The sequence below is a fragment of the Pseudoduganella sp. R-43 genome, from assembly GCF_049913255.1.
GTDB lineage: Bacteria > Pseudomonadota > Gammaproteobacteria > Burkholderiales > Burkholderiaceae_D > Rugamonas.
Genome location: NZ_CP183988.1, coordinates 617,914 through 634,321 on the forward strand (window position 1 = coordinate 617,914; position 16,408 = coordinate 634,321).

Here is a 16,408-nt window from a genome sequence, read left to right on the forward strand (position 1 = left end):
CTCCAAAATCATGATTCGGTGCGTGCCTGGCATCGGTCGGCGCCGGGTAAGCGCGTCCTTGCCTAGTCACAACGCCTGCGGGTGTGCAGGCCTTTTCAGCGGTCAAGTTTACGGTTTACTTTACGTATACGGAAATATGGTTTGGGGATGGGGGTATAAGAAAAAATGATGGCTCGACGAACAATTCTGATGGCGGCAGCAGTGTTTTTGACCAGCCCAATCGGGGCGTTTGCCGGCGTGGCGCGCAAGATGCAATTGGTGACCAGCCATTTGCCCTCGCTCGTGCATGAAAGCGGCCAGCCCGGCGGTTTGCAGGAACTGGTAGCCGAGCTGTGCAAGCGGGCCGGCGTGGCGCCGGCAACCCAGTTCGTGCCTTGGCGCCGTGCGCAATTCCTGGCCACCACCATGCCGGCAACGGCCATCTATCCTCTGACCCGCTTGCCCGAGCGTGAGGCGCAATACCGCTGGCTGGTGCCGCTGTTTGAGGAGAACTACGTGCTGCTGGCTGTGCGCGGCAAGCTGCTGCCAATCGAGCAGATGAAGGACAAGCGCATTGCCTTGCTGCGCGGCGCCGCCCAGGCAGCGATCCTGAAAGAGTTGGGCTTCAAGCACTTGGTCGAAGCCAGTTCAATCGATGAAGTGCACCGTTTCCTGCTGGGCGGAATGGCCGACGCCGCCTTCGGCGAGCGCCGCATCATTTCCGCCTCGCTGAAAGGCCACGGCTCCGGTGAACGCGATTTCGAAACCAGCGTTCCACTACGCACCACCACGGCCTGGCTGGCAGGCTCTCTTGACTTCGACGACACCGACATTGCCAAGTTCCAGCGCGCACTGGAATCAATGCGGGCGGACGGCACCTTGCGCCGCATCCTTGCAAGACATAAGCTGATCTAATCGCTCAACCGAGCAGGCGGGCGCCGGGCCAGGTATTGCGCTGGCAGAGGTCGGTGGCGACTTGTTGCGTCAGCGCGGCAATCGCGTTGGCGGCATTGGTGAGGGGAATGTTGCGCGATGCGCACAACACCACGGTGCGGCTGATGGCAGGGCTGTTGATGCGCACGCTGCGCATCTGGCCGTGTTCGATTTCGGGCAAGACCGGCGCTACCGGCAGGATCGTGGCGCCCATGCCTGCCATGATGGCGGACTTCAGGATGGCGATCGAGTTGATTTCGATGACATTGCCGATCACCAGCCCGGCGGCGCGTGCCATGGCCTCGATGCGCGGCCGCACGCCATGTTGCAGGCCCGGCAAGATGAGGGTGGTGTTCAGGGCTTGCTGCAGCGTGACGGTTTTGTTGTCGGTGAACCACACCGCGTCGTGACGGCAGATGAAACGCAGTTCTTCTTCCGCCAGGGGGGTGGTGGAAAACGGCGTCAACTGGCCGTCGTCGAACAGCACAGCCAGGTTGACACGTCCGCTTTTGAGCTGTTCCGCCAGGTTTCCGGTCAGTTCTTCGGTCAACTGCAGCGTAATGTCGGGATATTGCTCGCGCGCGGCAGTGAGCAGGGGCAGCGCCAGGGCGCCGGAAATGCTGTGCGGCAGGCCCATGGTGACGCTGCCGGAAGGGCGGGCCGACTGGGTGACGGCGGAGCGGGCGTCGGCCACCTGTTTCAGGATCGCCTGCGCATGGTCATAGAACACCTTGCCGGCATCGGTACTGACCACGCCCTGGGCACTGCGGTGCAGGAGCTGGGCGCCCAGCTCTTCTTCGAGCTGGCGTAGCTGCTGGGTCAGGGCAGGTTGTGCAACATGCAATACCAGTGCGGCACGCGACAACGATCCGTGGTCGACGATTGCTACAAAGTAACGCAGCTGGCGGAGTTCCATATTCCCGTAGGATAACATTGTGTATACTTATTCTAACGTTCTTCACGCAATTACTTCGCGAGCCTCACCATGTTAAAGAAAGTCGATTCGGCGCAGTTAAAGGTCGGCATGTATATCCACGACCTCAGTTGCGACTGGATGACCCATCCGTTTGTGCGCAACCGCTTCGAGATTTCCAGCCAGGAGCAGATCCAGAAAATCATCCAGGCCGGCATCCATGACGTGGTGATCGATGCGTCCAAAGGCTTGGACGTGGAGGATGCGCCCTCGCTGGCCGAGGCCCAGGCGGCCACCGAACGCGAAGTGGAAGAGATCGCCAAGGAACCCTCGCGCATCATCCGCACTTCCCTGGGTGAGGAACTGCAGCGCGCGGCCCAGATTCGCAGCCAGGCAGCCGGCGTGGTGCGCAATGTGATGGCCGATGCCCGCCTCGGCAAGGCTATCGAGATCGGCTCGGTGCAGCCGGTGGTGCAGAACATCACGGAATCGATCTTGCGCAACCCGGGCGCCCTGCTGGGACTGCTGCGCATCAAGTCGAAGGACGATTACACCTTCCTGCATTCGGTCAGCGTGTGCGCCTTGCTGGTGGCCTTCGCCAATGCGCGCAATATGGACCAGGACATCATTCGCGAAGCCGGCCTCGGCGGCCTGCTGCACGATACCGGCAAGGCCCTGGTGCCGGATGCGATCCTGAACAAGCCGGGCCCGCTGACCGACGAAGAATTCGCCATCATCAAGAAGCATCCGATGGATGGCTTCAATATCCTGAAACAGTCCCCTGACGTGCCGGCGCTGGCGCTGGACATCACGCTGCACCACCACGAGCGGCGCGACGGCACCGGCTACCCGGACAAGCTGGCCGGCGACGATATCAGTGAAATCGCGCAGATGGCGGCAATTGTCGACGTGTACGATGCCATTACGGCCGACCGCGTGTACCACAAGGGCCTGCCGGCAGCAGCGGCGCTGCGCAAGATCTACGAGTGGAGCAAGCACCATTTCAACGCCAAGCTGGTGCAGGAATTCATGCGCTGCGTGGGCATCTACCCGGTCGGCACGCTGGTGATGCTGGAGTCAGGCCGCCTCGGCGTGGTGGTCGAGCCGCATGAAAGCAACCTGCTGGCGCCGAAGGTGAACGTGTTCTTCAACACGAAGAAGAATGTCTACATCAAGCCGGAAACGGTCGACCTGTCGCGCGGCCTGGGCTTCGGCGGCGGCGACAAGATCGTGGGCCATGAATCGCCATCGAAATGGCAGGTGGACCCGATGCGCTTCCTGACCCTGGCCTGAGCCCGAACCTCAGAAGAATTCGGCGGTATCGTTGGATTCGACGGTCTGCAGCTGGCCGCCGCTGACCAGCTCGTCGTAATGGCAGGCCATGTTGCGGCCATGGCTCTTGGCGTAATACAGGGCCTGGTCGGCGCGGCCGAGGATGATCACCGGCGCTTCATAGGCGCTGATGCTGACGAAGCCGACACTCACCGTGACCTGGCCAACTTGCGGGAACTCGTGCTGTTCCACGTTCATCCGGAAGCGTTCGATGATTTTCTTGGCGTTATCCAGCGTGGAAGAGCGCAGCAGCACCACGAACTCTTCGCCGCCGAAGCGGAACACGCGGTCCTGGGCGCGGAAGGATGATTGCAGCAGGTTGGCGATCAGGATCAACACCTCATCACCGTACAAATGCCCGAATTTGTCGTTAACTGCCTTGAAATGATCGACATCGACCACGGCCAGCCATTGTTTTTCCTGTTCTTGCGGATTGCGGCGCTCGAGGCCGTCCGGCGGCACTGCCAGCACGTCGTGCTCGGCTGAGGCCTGCAGCATCTTGGCCAGTTGGTCGTCGAAGGTCTTGCGGTTCAGCAGGCCGGTCAGCGAGTCGCGCTCGCTGTAGTCGAGCAGGTTCTGGAAATTGCGGTAGACGCTGACGATGCCGCCGATGATGTGGATGGTATCGCTGGTATACGGCGTCGGATTGACGATTTCCAGGCAGGTATCAGCCTTGTCACCCATCCAGATCGGCAGCCAGAGTGTGTGCTCACCCTCGGGCGACATGTGGTCGGCACTCGATTCGTGGTGCGCCAGGCAGCGCGCGAGGGCGGGGAACATGCTGACCGGGTCGCCCGGGATGGCCGGGTCCAGGTACTCCTCCATGCGCGCAGGGCGGCCTTGCTCGATCACGGCGCGCGAACGGACGTAGAGCTGGCCTCGCACATTGACGATGCTCAGCACACGTGCCTGCGTGGCAGACGCCAGTTCCGCTACCGCCGAGATCACCGAGATGTCGAGCATCGTGTGATCGCGGTGGCCGGTCATGTCCACCATATGTTTCAGAAGGGAATCCATGTGAGTGTCCGGTAACTAGGCGCTCAGCGGCAAAGCAAGGGGCTTTCTAAAGAATAGCTGATCAGGATAAATCTTTTTTGTATTCTCGGCAATTAACTTTGCGCACTTTCATGTAAAAACGCGACCTCATTGCAACACAGCTTCCATGCCTCCAGTTTGACATAGAACACCGCACAGCGAGAAAAAGTTCTGTGCGGAAAGCTTGCGCAATATCAACTTGTTCGTAGGAATGGCTCCTATAGTAAAGCCAATGATGCGCAGCCCAGGCGTCAGAGTTTTCCTAGCGAAGGAGATCATCATGAAAGCACTTTCGGCAGTGAGGCGGTTCATCAGGGATGAGCGGGGCGTGACGGCAATCGAGTATGGCCTGATCGCTTCGCTGATTGCACTGGCAGTAGGCACGGCAATGACCAGCGTCTCGAACGAGCTGAAGGCCGTGTTCAACGACGTGGTCGATGCACTGACGCCTTGATGGGGTGGCTGGCGCCCGGCGGCGGCCGGGCAGCCAGCCTTTTACCATGAGCGGACTCGAAATCATCCTGCTGTGCCTGGTGCTCCAGGCGGCAGCGTCGGACCTGGCCTGGCGCCGGATCCCCAACGTGCTGGTGGCGGCAGGCTTGCTGCTGGCGCTGGCACTCCACTGCTACCTGGGCGGCAACAGTGCGCTGCTGGCGCAGGGGCTGGCCGGCGCGACAGTGGGCCTGCTGTTGTTCCTGCCCTTCTATGCACTGGGCGGCATGGCCGCCGGCGACGTCAAGCTGGCGGCCATGGCAGGCAGCTTCGTCGGGCCCTGGCAAGCGCTGCAGCTTGCCCTGCTGAGCGCGCTGGCAGGCGGGGTGCTGGCGCTGTTCTGCCTGCAACTGGCGCGCTGGCGCGGCGCCAAGGCGGAAGGCATGCCGTATGCCGTGGCGATTGCGGCCGGCACCTTGGCCAGCGTTGCATTGGCGCATCGCTGACCTTTGCTCCGCCTCAATATCCAACCGGAAACCCATGGCTATCATCGGTTCCAACAGGAGGACACCATGATCGATTTTGCAGACGATGAACAGCCGCTGTTGCCAAACCCGCCGCGCACGGTGCGCGACACCGGCCTGGAACCGGCCATGCTGGCCGAGCTGGCGGGCAAGGCCTTGCTGGGCGCCGGCAAATGCCACCTGTCGGTGCTGACCAGCCGCCTGCGCCTGTCGATCAATGTGCTGCGCGAAGTGCTCGACGGCCTGCAAGGCGAGCAAGTGGTGGATGTGGCGTGGCGCGGCGATTCCGAAATCGACGTGCAGTACCAGCTCACCGGCATCGGCCGCCAGCGCGCAGCGGAATGGCTGGACCGCTCGCCCTATGTCGGCCCGGCGCCGGTCCCGCTCGAAGCCTGGCGCGCCCAGCTGCAGCGCCAGGCCTTGCAACTGCCGCCGGTGCTGGCGGCCGACGTGGCCAGCGTGTTTGCCGACGACTGCCTGCCGCCGCGCATCCATGAACTGGTGGGCGCCGCCATGCATGCCGGACGTTCGGTCTGCCTGTACGGGCCTTCCGGCAGCGGCAAGACCACCCTGGCGCGCAAGCTGGGCCGCCTGCTGCAAGGCGTGGTGGCGGTGCCGTATGCGGTGGCGGTAGGCAGCGCCATCATCCAGCTTTACGACGCGGCGGTGCACCTGGCGCCCCTGCCCTTGCCGGGGCGGCCTGCCGGCGCACGCAGCGGCGACATGCGCTGGCTGCTGTGCCAGCGCCCCGTGGTGCAGCTGGGCGCGGAGCTGGATGGCGCCATGCTGGACTTGCGCCACGATCCTGCCGGCGGCTGCTACCTGGCGCCGCCCCAGCTCAAGGCTTGCCACGGCCTGCTGATCATCGATGACCTGGGCCGCCAGCGCGTGCCGGCTGCCGCGCTGCTGAACCGCCTGGCACAGTTGCTCGATAGCGGCACCGACCAGCTTGCGCTGCCAGGCGGCCATGCCTTCAGCGTGCCATGCCAGGCGGCGCTGGCCTTCGCCACCAACCTGGCGCCGCACACCCTGCTTGATGGCGCGGCGCTGCGCCGCATCGGCTACAAGGTGGCGCTGGGACCGCTGCCGGAAGCCAGCTACCGCAGCCTGCTGCGCCAGCAATGCCGGGCGCGCGGCATCGAGGCCGACGAAGCGGCGCTGGCCTACCTGGTCGGCGAACTGCACCGGGGCAGCGGCCAGCCCTTGCTGGCCAGCCTGCCGCGTGAAATCGTGGCGCGCGTGGCTGAATTCGCCGGCTTTGCCGGCACCGTGCCGAGCCTGAATCCCGCCACGCTGGACCAGGCCTGGTCCAGCATGTTTGCCGATGGTGCCGTATGAAGGGCCGGCGCGGCTTGCTGATGCTGTCCCTGGCAGCGGTGCTGGGCCTGGCCGCCGTGCTGCTGGCCTCGCGCTGGCTGCGCCAGCCCGCGACGTCCACCGTGCGCATCGCGGTGGCGGCTGCCGATGTCGGCCTGGGCCAGCGCCTGGCGCCGGACATGCTGGCGCTGGCCGAGTGGCCGGCCGGCAGCATGCCGGCCGGCGCCCAGCGCGAGCCGGCGGCGCTGGCGGGCCGCGTGTTGAAAGCCAGCGTGCAGCGTGGCGAGCCGGTGACGGAGGCCAAGCTGGCGCCGGCCGGCACGCTGGGCGGCCTGTCGGCCCTGATCGCGGAAGGCAAGCGCGCCATCACGGTGCGCGTCAACGACGTGGTGGGCGTGGCCGGCTTTGCCCTGCCGGGGAATTTCGTCGACATCCTGGTGTATGCGCCGGCGCAGCACAACGGCAGCAACGGCGTCAATGAAACGGCCGTGTCGAAGATCGTGCTGGAACGGATCCTGGTCCTGGCCGTGGCACAGGAAGTGGCGCGCGACGACACCAAGCCGCGCGTGGTCAATGCCGTCACGCTGGAAGTCACGCCCGCCCAGGCCGAGCAGCTTGACCTGGCGCGCAGCGTCGGCACGCTGTCGCTGGCGCTGCGCAACCAGGTCGACCCGCAGCCGGGCGCCACGCCCGGCGCCACGCGCCATAGCGTGCTTGGCACTGGGATGGCGCCGGCGCCGGCAGCGGCTTCCGCTGCCGCGCCAGCAGCTGCGGCGCCGCGCCTGGCGCGAGCTGCCTTGCCTCCCTCCGCCGAGCCGGCGCGCTATTGCATCGGCGTCATCGACGGCAACCGCAGCAGCAAGGAATGCCTGTGAGGAGGCGCCATGCGATCCGCACCTACCTGCCTGCCAGCCGCGCTGGCCCTGACCCTGTCCCTACTCCCGGCCGCCTCCGCGCTGGGCGATAACCTGCACTGTGCCGGTTCTCCCGCCGTTCCCGGCAAGCTGGCGCTGGAACTCGGCAAATCAACCCTGATGCGCCTGCCGGACACCGTGAACGGGCGCAGCATCGGCAACCCGCACGTGCTGCAGGCAACGCTGGTGGCGCCCGATACGCTGTACCTGGTCGGCGCGGACATCGGTAGCACCAACCTGATCGTGCAGGGCCGGTCCGGCGCCTGCAGCGTGGTGGAAGTGGCGGTGGGCCTGGATGTCTCGCCGCTGCGCGCCAGCCTGGCGGAGCTGCTGCCGCAGGAGCGCGGCATCAAGGTCAGCGCCGCAGCCGACGCCATTGCCCTGAGCGGCAGCGTGAGCGACGGCGCCACCCTGGCGCAAGTGCTGGACCTGGCGCAAGCGTTTGTGCGCCAGGCGCCGCAGCCGCTGGCGCGCAAGGAAGGCGCGCCGGCGCAAGCGTCGGCGCCTGGGCCGCGCCTGGTGAACCTGCTGGCTGTCAGCGCACCGCAGCAGGTCAAGCTGGAAGTCAAGGTGGCGGAAGTGTCGAAGACCCTGCTCGACAAGCTGGAAGCGGGCCTGGCGTTGCGCCATGCCAGCGGCAGCTGGACGGCGATGGTGCTGGCCGACTTCCTGAGCGGCACGCTGGGCAGCGGCCTGTCGCTGTCGAAATCGAACGGCAGCAGCGTGCGGCTCGAAGCGGAACGGCAGGATGGCCAAGTGCGCATCCTGGCCGAGCCGACGGTCATGGCCATGAGCGGGCAGGAAGGCAATTTCCTCGCCGGCGGCAAGGTGATGGTGCCGGTGGCGCAGGAAAACAACCGCATCACGCTGGAGGAAAAGGAATTCGGCGTCGGCCTGAAATTCACCCCCACCGTGCTGGCCGGCGGCCGCATCAACCTGAGGGTGGCGCCGGAAGTGTCGGAACTGTCGCGCGACGGCATCGGCGTCAGCAACGGCAGCTTCAGCGGGCGCGCCATCTTCCCGCTGATTACCACGCGCCGCGCCAGCACCACGGTGCAGCTGCAGGATGGCCAGAGCTTTGCCATCGGTGGCCTGATCCGGCATACCCAGGTCAACAACATCAAGGGCGTGCCCTTTCTCAGCGAGATACCAGTGCTGGGCGCGCTGTTCCGCAGCACCGACTTCCAGAACGACCGCAGCGAACTGCTGTTCGTCATCACGGCCCACCTGGTCAAGCCGGAGGGCGAGGGCGCGGGGCTCGATGGCGCGGCGGCGGCGGCGGCCCAGGCGCGCTACCGCAAGTCCTACAGCGAGCCGGCGCCGGACACGGGGGAACGCAAATGAAGCGCAAACATGAGCGCGGCGCGCTGCTGGTCATGACGGCCCTGGTGCTGCCGCTGGCGATCGGCGTCTGCGGCCTGGCGCTGGAGCTGTCGATGGCCTTCCAGCGCCAGAGCCAGTTGCAGCAAGTTGCCGATACGGTCGCGCTGAGCGCGGCGCAGCAGCTGGATGGCAGCGCGAGCGGCATTGTCATGGCAGGTTCCGCCGCCAGCGTGGTGGTGGCGAACCGCCAGGTGCGCGGTGTGGGACGGGTCTGGCTCAATACCGCCGTGCTGTCGTTTGCTGCGGGCCCGGACGGCCCCTGGCTGGAATACAGTGCGGCCCAGGGCGCGCCCGGTGAGTTGCGCTATGCGCGCGCCGACATGGCCGCGCAGGGGGAAGCCTTCACCATGCTGCCGGTTGCTTTCGGCCGCCTGCTGGGCGGCAGCGACGCCACGACGGTGGGAGCGCGCGCCGTGGCCGGGCCGAATGGCCTGCGCGTGCTGCCGCTGGCGATCTGCGCGCCGAGCAGCAGCGCGGTCGCCACCCGCTACAACGGCCCCGGCCTGGACGAACGCATCGAGTACGGCCTGCGTTTCGGCGTCGCCTACAACCTGCTGGCCCTGAACCCGGCGCCGGGCGCCAGCAGCGGCGAGTACTTCCTGGTCGACCCGGCCAGCCCGCCCGGCAGCCCGGCGCTGCCGTCCAGCACCGACAGCAGCCAGGTGGCGCCGTTCATGTGTGCCGGCAAGCTGGCCTACAACTCGCTGGCCGGCGCGCTGCATGTGCGCCGCAACGCCGGCTTCGACCTGTGGCAGCAGCTCAACTCCCGCTTCGGCAGTTACGGCGGCAGCGACGGCTGCGACCCTTACACGGCGCCGCCGGACAGCAATGTGCGCGAGTACCGCGGCGCCCTGGCGAGCTGGATCAGCAGCTACCCGCCGCAGGCTGCGGCCGCCGCCAGCACGCCCGCGGCCGGCAAGCCCCTGGTGAGCGTGGCCGACGGCGCCTATCCCTTGCCGGCCATCCCCCCGGCGCAGTACGGCACGCTGTGGGCCTACGGTCCCGCCAGGCGCAGCAACAACAGCAACTTCCAGTTCTCCCATTGGAACAGCCTGTATCCCGGGTCGCCGGCATTCAGCGCTACCGGCACCAGCTGGCCAGCCGGCGGCGTGTACAACAACACCGGCTTCATGACCGCGCCCACCGGGAACCCGGGCCGCAAGGACCGGCGCCTGCTCTACGTGCCCCTGCTGGCCTGCCCGCTTCCGGCTGGCGCGAATGTGGACGGCACGGTGCTGGCGGTAGCGCGCTTCTTCATGACGGCCCAGGCCTCGGCCACCGAAGTGCCGGGCGAGTTTGCCGGCATCCTCAGCGCGAAGGAGGTGGCAGCGCTGGCAACCGATGTGGAGCTGCTGCGATGAAGCGCCTGCGCTGCCGCGGCGTGGCCGCCATCGAAGCCGCCCTGGTCATGGCGGGGCTGGCGCCCTTGCTGGCGCTCGCCCTGAACATGGGACACCTGGCGATCGATGGCGCGGCGGCGGACCGGGCCGCCAGCAACGCCGCGCGCTTCCTGTCCCAGGTGCCGCTCGAGAGCCTGCGCGACAGCAGCCGGCGCACCGTGGCGCTGGACAGCGCCCAGCAGATGATCGGGCAAACCCTGTCCGCCGCCAACATCGGTCCCCAGGCATGGCACGTCGAGTTCATGTGCGATATCGGGCATTGCGACCAGCTGTTGCCGGGCATGGTCCCGAGCAAGATCGGCGTGATGCTGACCGTCGAAAGCCAGGCCGTGGTCGAACTGGGCCATCCCGCGGTGAACCTGGTCGTGTACGCGGAGGCCGGCCGTGACAACTAGGACAGCCCGCCGGCGCGGCAGCGCCACCGTTGAATTCGGCCTGGTATGCGCGGTGTTCATGCCCATGCTGTTCGCCATCTTCGAATACGGCCGCCTGCTGTTCGTGTGGAACACGCTGCCCGAAGTGACCCAGCGCGCGGCGCGTGCCGCCGCGATCACGGACTTCAGCAATCCGGCGGCCATGCAGGCGCTGCGCCAGGCGGCGCTGTTTCGCAGCGATGACGGCGCGCTGCCGCTGGCGCCCAACGTCAGCAGCGCCAATATCCGCATCGAATACCTGTGGCAGGACGCCGCCGGCGTGCTGGCGCCGCTGCCGCTGCTGCCGGCCTGCCCGCTGGCCAACCGCATCAACTGCGCGCGCGATCCACATGGCCCGGCTTGCATCAGCATGGTGCGGGTGCGCCTGTGCGGCAGCGGCGCCGCCTGCACCACGCTGGCTTACGAGCCCTTGCTGCCGATGGTGCCGGTACCGGACCTGATGCCTTCTGCCACCACCCTGGTGCCTGCCGAGTCGCTGGGTTACACGCCGGGCCAGGCGCCTTGTCCCTGAACCTGCACGCAAAGGAGGTCCCATGAAAGCGCTGTTGATCAGCAATGACGAACGGTTGCAGGCCGAACTGGCGGCGCAGGGCTCGGCGCGCCTGCCGGCGCTGCAGCTGGCAGCCACGCGGCGCGACCTGCGCGATGCGGTGGAACGGCTGCTGCCGCAGCCGCCCGAACTGGTGCTGTTCGATGCCAGCGAGGTGGAGCCGGCCCAGGCCGAGCTGCTGGAACCGCTGTCGCGGCATTATCCCGACACCTCCTTTATCCTGCTGACGCGCGCGCCGCAGCACGAGTTGCTGATCCGCGCCATGCGCGTCGGCATGCGCGAAGTGCTGCAACTGCCGCTGGTGCATCGGGCCCTGCACGAAGCGCTGGACCGCATCGAGATCGAGCGCGGCGTGACCGCCGTACGCGAGGGCAAGGCGCTGGCCTTCATTTCCTGCAAGGGCGGCAGCGGGGCCACCTTCCTGGCCACCAACTTCGGCTATGCGCTGGCGGCGCTGGCCGGGCGCAAGGTGTTGCTGCTCGACCTGCACGGCCAGTTCGGCGACGCCACGCTGTACGTGTCGGACCAGAAGCCGGCCATGACCCTGTCCGATATCTGCGGCCAGATCGGCCGCCTCGACGCGGCCTTCCTGGAGTCGTGCCTGGTGCACGTGGCGCCCGGCTACGGCGTGCTGGCGGCAGCCGACGACCCGGCGCTGGCGACCCAGATGAAGCCGGACCATATCGACGCCATCCTGCGCGTGGCGCGCCAGCATTATGACTACGTGCTGCTGGACGTGGGGCGCCAGATCGATGCCCTGTCGCTGCGCGCACTGGACCAGGCGGACGCCATCTACCCGGTACTGCAACTGGCGCTGCCCGACATCCGCGATGGGCGCCGCCTTCTCGACATCTTCCGCTCGCTCGGCTATCCGCAGGAGCGCACGCGCCTGATCGTCAACCGCTACGAGAAGGGCGGCAAGCTGCGCCTGGCCGACCTGGAGCAGGCGCTGGGCGCCGACGTGCTGCATACGGTGCCGAACGACTACCTGTCCGCCACCGACTCGGTCAACCAGGGCATTCCGCTGCTGCAGCTGGCGCGCAGCAGCCCGGTGGCGCGCAGCCTGGCGGAACTGGTGGAGGCGGTGACCGAACGCCGCCTGCCCGAGAGCAAGGGCTTGTTCGACCGGCTGTTTGGCCGCGCCGAAACCGAACATTGATGGGGAGCCGACCATGAGCTTGCGAGAACGCCTGGCGCTGGGCGATGAAAAACCGCAGGCGCCGAGCGCACCGGCGATGGCCGACGGCGCCTACCAGGAGCTGAAGAAGTCCATGCACCAGATGATCCTGGAGCGCATCGACCTGGAGCGGTTGAAGCGCCTGACGCCGGAACAGTTCAAGCACGAACTGGCGCTTCTGGTGGCGCGCATCGTGGAGGACGAGCGCATCGTGCTGAACCAGGGTGAACGCCACAAGCTGGTGCTCGACATCCAGAACGAGATGCTGGGCTTCGGCCCGCTGGAGCCCCTGCTGGCCGATCCCGGCGTGTCCGACATCCTGGTCAATACCCATGCCCAGGTCTACGTCGAGCGCACCGGACGGCTGGAACTGACCGGCATCAGCTTCCACGACAACACGCACCTGATGAAGATCATCGAAAAGATCGTGTCGCGCGTGGGCCGGCGCGTGGATGAATCAAGCCCGATGGTCGACGCGCGCCTGCCGGACGGTTCGCGCGTCAACGCCATCATCCCGCCGCTGGCGGTGGACGGGCCGATTCTGTCGATCCGGCGCTTCTCGGCGCAGCCGCTGTCGATGGAAAAACTGCTGGAGTTCAAGAGCCTGACGCCGCCCATGTCGGAAGTGCTGAAGGCGCTGGGCCAGGCGCGCCTGAACGTGCTGATCTCCGGCGGCACCGGCAGCGGCAAGACCACGCTGCTCAACGTGCTGTCCGGCTTCATCCCGGCCAGCGAACGCATCGTGACCATCGAGGACGCGGCGGAACTGCAACTGCGCCAACCGCATATCGTGCGCCTGGAAACGCGCCTGCCGAACGTGGAAGGCAAGGGCGAGGTGACGCAGCGCGCGCTGGTGCGCAATGCGCTGCGCATGCGTCCCGACCGCATCATCCTGGGCGAAGTGCGCGGCGCCGAGGCGATCGACATGCTGCAGGCCATGAACACGGGCCATGAAGGCTCGTTTGCAACGATCCACGCCAACTCGCCTCGCGACGCGCTGTCGCGGCTGGAGAGCATGGTCGGCATGGCAGGCGCCAACCTGACGCCGCGCACCGCGCGCCAGCAGATCTGCTCCGCCATCACGGTGGTGATGCAGCTTTCGCGCCTGACCGACGGCACGCGCAAGCTGGTCAGCCTGCAGGAAGTCACCGGGATGGAGGGCGACACCGTGGCCATGCACGAGATTTTCCATTTCGAGCAGACCGGTGTGGATGCCCAGGGCAAGGTGCAGGGCCATTATTTCGCCACCGGCGTGCGGCCGCGCTTTGCCGAACGCTTGCGCATGTTCGGCGTGCCGGTGCCCGACAGCGTTTTCGATCCCGGCAAAGTCTACGAATAGGGGGCGGTCATGGATTTCGCCTGGACTGCATTTTCCGTGCTGCTGTTCGCCGCCGTGATCTGCCTGTGCGAGGGTGTCTGGCTGTGGTGGAGCAGCACGCACGGCAACAGTGCGCAGCGCATCGCGCGCCGCCTGCGGTTGATGTCGGGCCGCACCGAGGGCGCGGGCGGCGGCATCAGCATCCTCAAGGAGCGCCGCTACGCGAACTCGCCGGGGCTTGATGCACTGCTGCGGCGCATCCCGCACATCGGCGCGCTGGACCGGCTGCTGCTGCAATCCGGCCTGCGTTGGCAGGTGGCGCGCCTGCTGCAGGTCCAGGGCGCCGCCGCGCTGGCAGGCTTGCTGGCGCCTGCCGCCTTGCACATGCCGCCGCTGCCATCGGCCATTGTCGGCCTGCTGTTCCTGGCAGCGCCGTGCGTGGCGCTGCTGCGCGCGCGCGCCGCACGCATACGCCGCATCGAGTCGCAACTGCCGGAAATGGCCGACTTCCTCGCGCGCGGCCTGCGTGCCGGCCATTCCTTTGCCAACGTGATGCAGATGGCGGGCGACGAAGTGGCCGATCCGCTCGGCGGCGAATTCCGCGTCACTTACGAGGAGGTGAATTTCGGCGTCACCATGCAGGACGCCCTGCACAACCTGGCTGCCCGCGTGCCGCTGACCGATTTGCGCTACCTGGTGATCGCGGTGCTGATTCAGCGCGAATCCGGCGGCAACCTGGCCGAGCTGCTGGACAATGTGTCGCGCATGACGCGCGCGCGCCTGCAACTGCTGGCGCAAGTGCGCGTGATGTCGGCGGAAGGCCGCATGTCGGCCTGGGTCCTGACCTTGATGCCGCTTGGCCTGATGGCCGCGATGCAGGTGACCAATCCGAAATACAGCTCGGTGCTGTGGCAGGACCCGAACGGGCAGCGCATGCTGTGGTACGGGGCATGCGCCATGGTGGTAGGCATGGTATGGATGCGCCAGGTGATCAGGGTGCGCGTATGAGCGGCGCCGACCTGCCTGGCATCCTGTTCCTGCTGCTGGTGTTTGCCGTGGTGGCAGGCCTGGCGCTGTGGGCCATGCTGGCCCTGTCCGGCGTGCCGCTGCGCGAGCGCCTGAAATCCTTCACCGGCGCCAGCGAAACGACGCCTGCGCCCGGCCAGGGCGAGTGGATCGAAAAAGTGGCGCGCGTGGCGGAGCCGTTCAGCCGCCTGTCGCTGCCCGAAGATGGCTGGGAACAGTCGGCGCTGCGCACGCGCTTCATGAATGCCGGCTGGCGCCATCCCGCTGCACCAAAACTGTACTTTGCCGCCAAGACCTTGCTGGCATTGGCCTTGCCTGCGCTGGTGGCAAGCCTGGGGGGACGTAGCGGCAACCTGCTGCTGGCATTGTTTGCCAGTGCGGCCATCGGCTACTACCTGCCAAACGGCGTGCTGGCGCGCCGCGCCGAACTGCGCCAGCGCGATATCTTCGAAAGCCTGCCCGATGCGCTGGACTTGCTGACCATCTGCGTCGAGGCGGGCCTGAGCATGGAACGCGCGCTGGCAAAAGTTGCGGGCGAAATCCACATCAAGAGCCTGCCGCTGGCACAGGAGCTGCAGCTGGTGCTGATGGAAATGCGCTCCGGCTTTTCCAAGGAGCGCGCGCTGCGCAACCTGGCCCTGCGCAGCGGCGTGGAAGATGTCGATGCGCTGGTGGCGATGCTGGTTCAGGCCGAGCGCTTCGGCACCAGCATGGGCGATTCCCTGCGCGTGCACGCCGACAACCTGCGCCGCAAACGGGCCGTGGTGGCGCAGGAGGCGGCCGCCAAGGTCGCGCTCAAGCTGCTGTTCCCGCTGATCTTCTGCATTTTTCCGGCGCTGATGATCGTGTTGCTGGGGCCCGCATCGATTCAGATGAAAGCCGTATTCCATCCTGTGGCGCACAGCGCGCGTTAGGAGCTTGCCATGCGTAAGACGATCATTGCTGCCTGTGTGGGGATGGTGGCGGCCTGCAGCATGCCGGTGCTGCCGCCGCCCCCCGCCATCGTGGCGGCCACGCCGGCTGCTGCGCCGGCGCCGGCTGCGCTGGCCAGGGATGGCCGCTATGAAGAGGCCATTGCGTTGCTGGAACAGCGTGCGCGGCGTACGCCTGGCGCGGCCCTGCTTGGCGACCTTGGCTACGCCTACTACCTGGGCGGGCACCTGGAGGAGGCGCGTGCCGCACTGGAACGTGCCTGCCTGATGGCGCCATCCAGCCCGGTTGCCTGGGAACGGCTGGCGGCGCTGCTGGAAGCGACCGGCGACAGCGGCCGCGCGCTGGAGGCAATGCGCCATGCACGGCTGTTGCGCGAAGCTGCGAGCGAGCCTGGCGCCGGCACGCAGGCCGCGTCCGGAAGCACGCCCGGCAGCGGCCTTTGGCCGGCGGGCATGGCGCATGTCGAGGTGCGGCAAGTCAGCGCCGGGCTGGTCGAAGTCGCGCGAGTGGAAGACAAGGCGCCGCCGCCGGCACCGGCGCCAAACGCGCCCACGCGGCTGGAAGTCAGCAACGGCAACGGCATTCGCGGCATGGCGGCAGTGGTCGCGCAGCGCTTGCGGGCGGAAGGGATGCAGGTGGTGCGCCTGACGAACACCATTCCCTTCAACGTGGAAGAGACGCGGGTCGAAATACGCGGCAACGGCGAGCCGCAACTGCGCATCGTGCTCGGCAAGGATGCCGCAATAAAAAAGCCGCCCGGGGTTAGCGGGCGGCAAGCACCGTGAAACAACTCACGAGTTGGTAGGGA

General features: G+C 66.8%; 17 protein-coding genes. 15 read left to right on the forward strand and 2 right to left on the reverse strand.

Going from position 1 to position 16,408, the window contains the following annotated elements; genetic code table 11:
• Nucleotides 1–207 precede the first annotated feature (207 nt).
• Complete coding sequence (locus tag ACN9M3_RS02870; protein ID WP_426320432.1) at nt 208–894, forward strand: substrate-binding periplasmic protein; 687 nt, start codon at nt 208–210, stop codon at nt 892–894.
• A gap of 4 nt (nt 895–898) precedes the next feature.
• Here ACN9M3_RS02870 and ACN9M3_RS02875 read toward each other — a convergent pair whose 3' ends face one another.
• Nucleotides 899–1,828: a LysR substrate-binding domain-containing protein gene (locus ACN9M3_RS02875; RefSeq protein WP_426167379.1), complete on the reverse strand. Its 930-nt coding sequence runs from the start codon at nt 1,826–1,828 to the stop codon at nt 899–901.
• Between the two features lie 69 nt (nt 1,829–1,897).
• Between ACN9M3_RS02875 and ACN9M3_RS02880 the strand changes: the two genes are divergently transcribed.
• Nucleotides 1,898–3,118 carry an HD-GYP domain-containing protein gene (locus tag ACN9M3_RS02880; protein WP_426167381.1) on the forward strand — a complete coding sequence of 407 codons (1,221 nt, stop codon included), beginning with the start codon at nt 1,898–1,900 and terminating at the stop codon, nt 3,116–3,118.
• Between the two features lie 9 nt (nt 3,119–3,127).
• On the opposite strand, the gene ACN9M3_RS02885 is transcribed toward ACN9M3_RS02880, so the two are convergent.
• A complete protein-coding gene (locus ACN9M3_RS02885; RefSeq protein WP_426167383.1) occupies nt 3,128–4,174 on the reverse strand; it encodes a GGDEF domain-containing protein in 1,047 nt (348 codons plus the stop codon).
• Between the two features lie 298 nt (nt 4,175–4,472).
• Between ACN9M3_RS02885 and ACN9M3_RS02890 the strand changes: the two genes are divergently transcribed.
• The 13 genes from ACN9M3_RS02890 (at nt 4,473) to ACN9M3_RS02950 (ending at nt 16,385) form a co-directional block, all read left to right on the forward strand.
• Nucleotides 4,473–4,646 (forward strand): Flp family type IVb pilin, encoded by a 174-nt coding sequence (locus ACN9M3_RS02890; RefSeq protein WP_426167385.1) that lies wholly within the window; start codon nt 4,473–4,475, stop codon nt 4,644–4,646.
• 46 nt (nt 4,647–4,692) lie between these two features.
• Nucleotides 4,693–5,130 carry an A24 family peptidase gene (locus ACN9M3_RS02895; protein ID WP_426320436.1) on the forward strand — a complete coding sequence of 146 codons (438 nt, stop codon included), beginning with the start codon at nt 4,693–4,695 and terminating at the stop codon, nt 5,128–5,130.
• Between the two features lie 66 nt (nt 5,131–5,196).
• Nucleotides 5,197–6,486, forward strand: a complete 1,290-nt coding sequence (locus tag ACN9M3_RS02900; protein ID WP_426320438.1) for an ATP-binding protein — start codon at nt 5,197–5,199, stop codon at nt 6,484–6,486.
• The gene (gene cpaB, locus ACN9M3_RS02905; protein WP_426320440.1) at nt 6,483–7,340 is read left to right on the forward strand and encodes a Flp pilus assembly protein CpaB; all 858 of its coding nucleotides are present in this window, start codon (nt 6,483–6,485) and stop codon (nt 7,338–7,340) included. Before ACN9M3_RS02900 ends, cpaB begins: the two co-directional genes overlap by 4 nt.
• 9 nt (nt 7,341–7,349) lie before the next feature.
• Nucleotides 7,350–8,723, forward strand: coding sequence for a type II and III secretion system protein family protein (locus tag ACN9M3_RS02910; RefSeq protein ID WP_426320442.1), 1,374 nt, complete (start codon nt 7,350–7,352; stop codon nt 8,721–8,723).
• A complete protein-coding gene (locus ACN9M3_RS02915; RefSeq protein WP_426167395.1) occupies nt 8,720–10,123 on the forward strand; it encodes a pilus assembly protein TadG-related protein in 1,404 nt (467 codons plus the stop codon). Before ACN9M3_RS02910 ends, ACN9M3_RS02915 begins: the two co-directional genes overlap by 4 nt.
• Entirely contained in the window at nt 10,120–10,557 is a 438-nt protein-coding gene (locus ACN9M3_RS02920; protein ID WP_426320444.1) for a hypothetical protein, read from the forward strand. The genes ACN9M3_RS02915 and ACN9M3_RS02920 overlap by 4 nt, the downstream gene beginning before the upstream one ends.
• Nucleotides 10,547–11,107 (forward strand): TadE/TadG family type IV pilus assembly protein, encoded by a 561-nt coding sequence (locus tag ACN9M3_RS02925; protein ID WP_426320446.1) that lies wholly within the window; start codon nt 10,547–10,549, stop codon nt 11,105–11,107. The genes ACN9M3_RS02920 and ACN9M3_RS02925 overlap by 11 nt, the downstream gene beginning before the upstream one ends.
• 22 nt (nt 11,108–11,129) lie before the next feature.
• On the forward strand, nt 11,130–12,305 hold the full coding sequence (locus tag ACN9M3_RS02930; protein ID WP_426320448.1) for an AAA family ATPase: 1,176 nt from the start codon (nt 11,130–11,132) through the stop codon (nt 12,303–12,305).
• 13 nt (nt 12,306–12,318) lie between these two features.
• Nucleotides 12,319–13,662: a CpaF family protein gene (locus ACN9M3_RS02935; RefSeq protein ID WP_426167403.1), complete on the forward strand. Its 1,344-nt coding sequence runs from the start codon at nt 12,319–12,321 to the stop codon at nt 13,660–13,662.
• 9 nt (nt 13,663–13,671) lie between these two features.
• The gene (locus ACN9M3_RS02940) at nt 13,672–14,649 is read left to right on the forward strand and encodes a type II secretion system F family protein (protein WP_426167405.1); all 978 of its coding nucleotides are present in this window, start codon (nt 13,672–13,674) and stop codon (nt 14,647–14,649) included.
• Nucleotides 14,646–15,581 carry a type II secretion system F family protein gene (locus tag ACN9M3_RS02945; RefSeq protein ID WP_426320451.1) on the forward strand — a complete coding sequence of 312 codons (936 nt, stop codon included), beginning with the start codon at nt 14,646–14,648 and terminating at the stop codon, nt 15,579–15,581. The genes ACN9M3_RS02940 and ACN9M3_RS02945 overlap by 4 nt, the downstream gene beginning before the upstream one ends.
• Before the next feature lie 9 nt (nt 15,582–15,590).
• Nucleotides 15,591–16,385, forward strand: a complete 795-nt coding sequence (locus ACN9M3_RS02950) for a tetratricopeptide repeat protein (RefSeq protein ID WP_426320453.1) — start codon at nt 15,591–15,593, stop codon at nt 16,383–16,385.
• Nucleotides 16,386–16,408 lie beyond the last annotated feature (23 nt).

Bases quoted from the DNA above. Each gene is read 5' to 3' on its own strand.
- ACN9M3_RS02875 (WP_426167379.1), bottom strand. From the start codon at position 1,828: ATGGAACTCCGCCAGCTGCGTTACTTTGTAGCAATCGTCGACCACGGA.
- ACN9M3_RS02880 (WP_426167381.1), top strand. From the start codon at position 1,898: ATGTTAAAGAAAGTCGATTCGGCGCAGTTAAAGGTCGGCATGTATATC.
- ACN9M3_RS02885 (WP_426167383.1), bottom strand. From the start codon at position 4,174: ATGGATTCCCTTCTGAAACATATGGTGGACATGACCGGCCACCGCGAT.
- ACN9M3_RS02890 (WP_426167385.1), top strand. From the start codon at position 4,473: ATGAAAGCACTTTCGGCAGTGAGGCGGTTCATCAGGGATGAGCGGGGC.
- ACN9M3_RS02895 (WP_426320436.1), top strand. From the start codon at position 4,693: ATGAGCGGACTCGAAATCATCCTGCTGTGCCTGGTGCTCCAGGCGGCA.
- ACN9M3_RS02900 (WP_426320438.1), top strand. From the start codon at position 5,197: ATGATCGATTTTGCAGACGATGAACAGCCGCTGTTGCCAAACCCGCCG.
- cpaB (WP_426320440.1), top strand. From the start codon at position 6,483: ATGAAGGGCCGGCGCGGCTTGCTGATGCTGTCCCTGGCAGCGGTGCTG.
- ACN9M3_RS02910 (WP_426320442.1), top strand. From the start codon at position 7,350: ATGCGATCCGCACCTACCTGCCTGCCAGCCGCGCTGGCCCTGACCCTG.
- ACN9M3_RS02915 (WP_426167395.1), top strand. From the start codon at position 8,720: ATGAAGCGCAAACATGAGCGCGGCGCGCTGCTGGTCATGACGGCCCTG.
- ACN9M3_RS02920 (WP_426320444.1), top strand. From the start codon at position 10,120: ATGAAGCGCCTGCGCTGCCGCGGCGTGGCCGCCATCGAAGCCGCCCTG.
- ACN9M3_RS02930 (WP_426320448.1), top strand. From the start codon at position 11,130: ATGAAAGCGCTGTTGATCAGCAATGACGAACGGTTGCAGGCCGAACTG.
- ACN9M3_RS02935 (WP_426167403.1), top strand. From the start codon at position 12,319: ATGAGCTTGCGAGAACGCCTGGCGCTGGGCGATGAAAAACCGCAGGCG.
- ACN9M3_RS02940 (WP_426167405.1), top strand. From the start codon at position 13,672: ATGGATTTCGCCTGGACTGCATTTTCCGTGCTGCTGTTCGCCGCCGTG.
- ACN9M3_RS02945 (WP_426320451.1), top strand. From the start codon at position 14,646: ATGAGCGGCGCCGACCTGCCTGGCATCCTGTTCCTGCTGCTGGTGTTT.
- ACN9M3_RS02950 (WP_426320453.1), top strand. From the start codon at position 15,591: ATGCGTAAGACGATCATTGCTGCCTGTGTGGGGATGGTGGCGGCCTGC.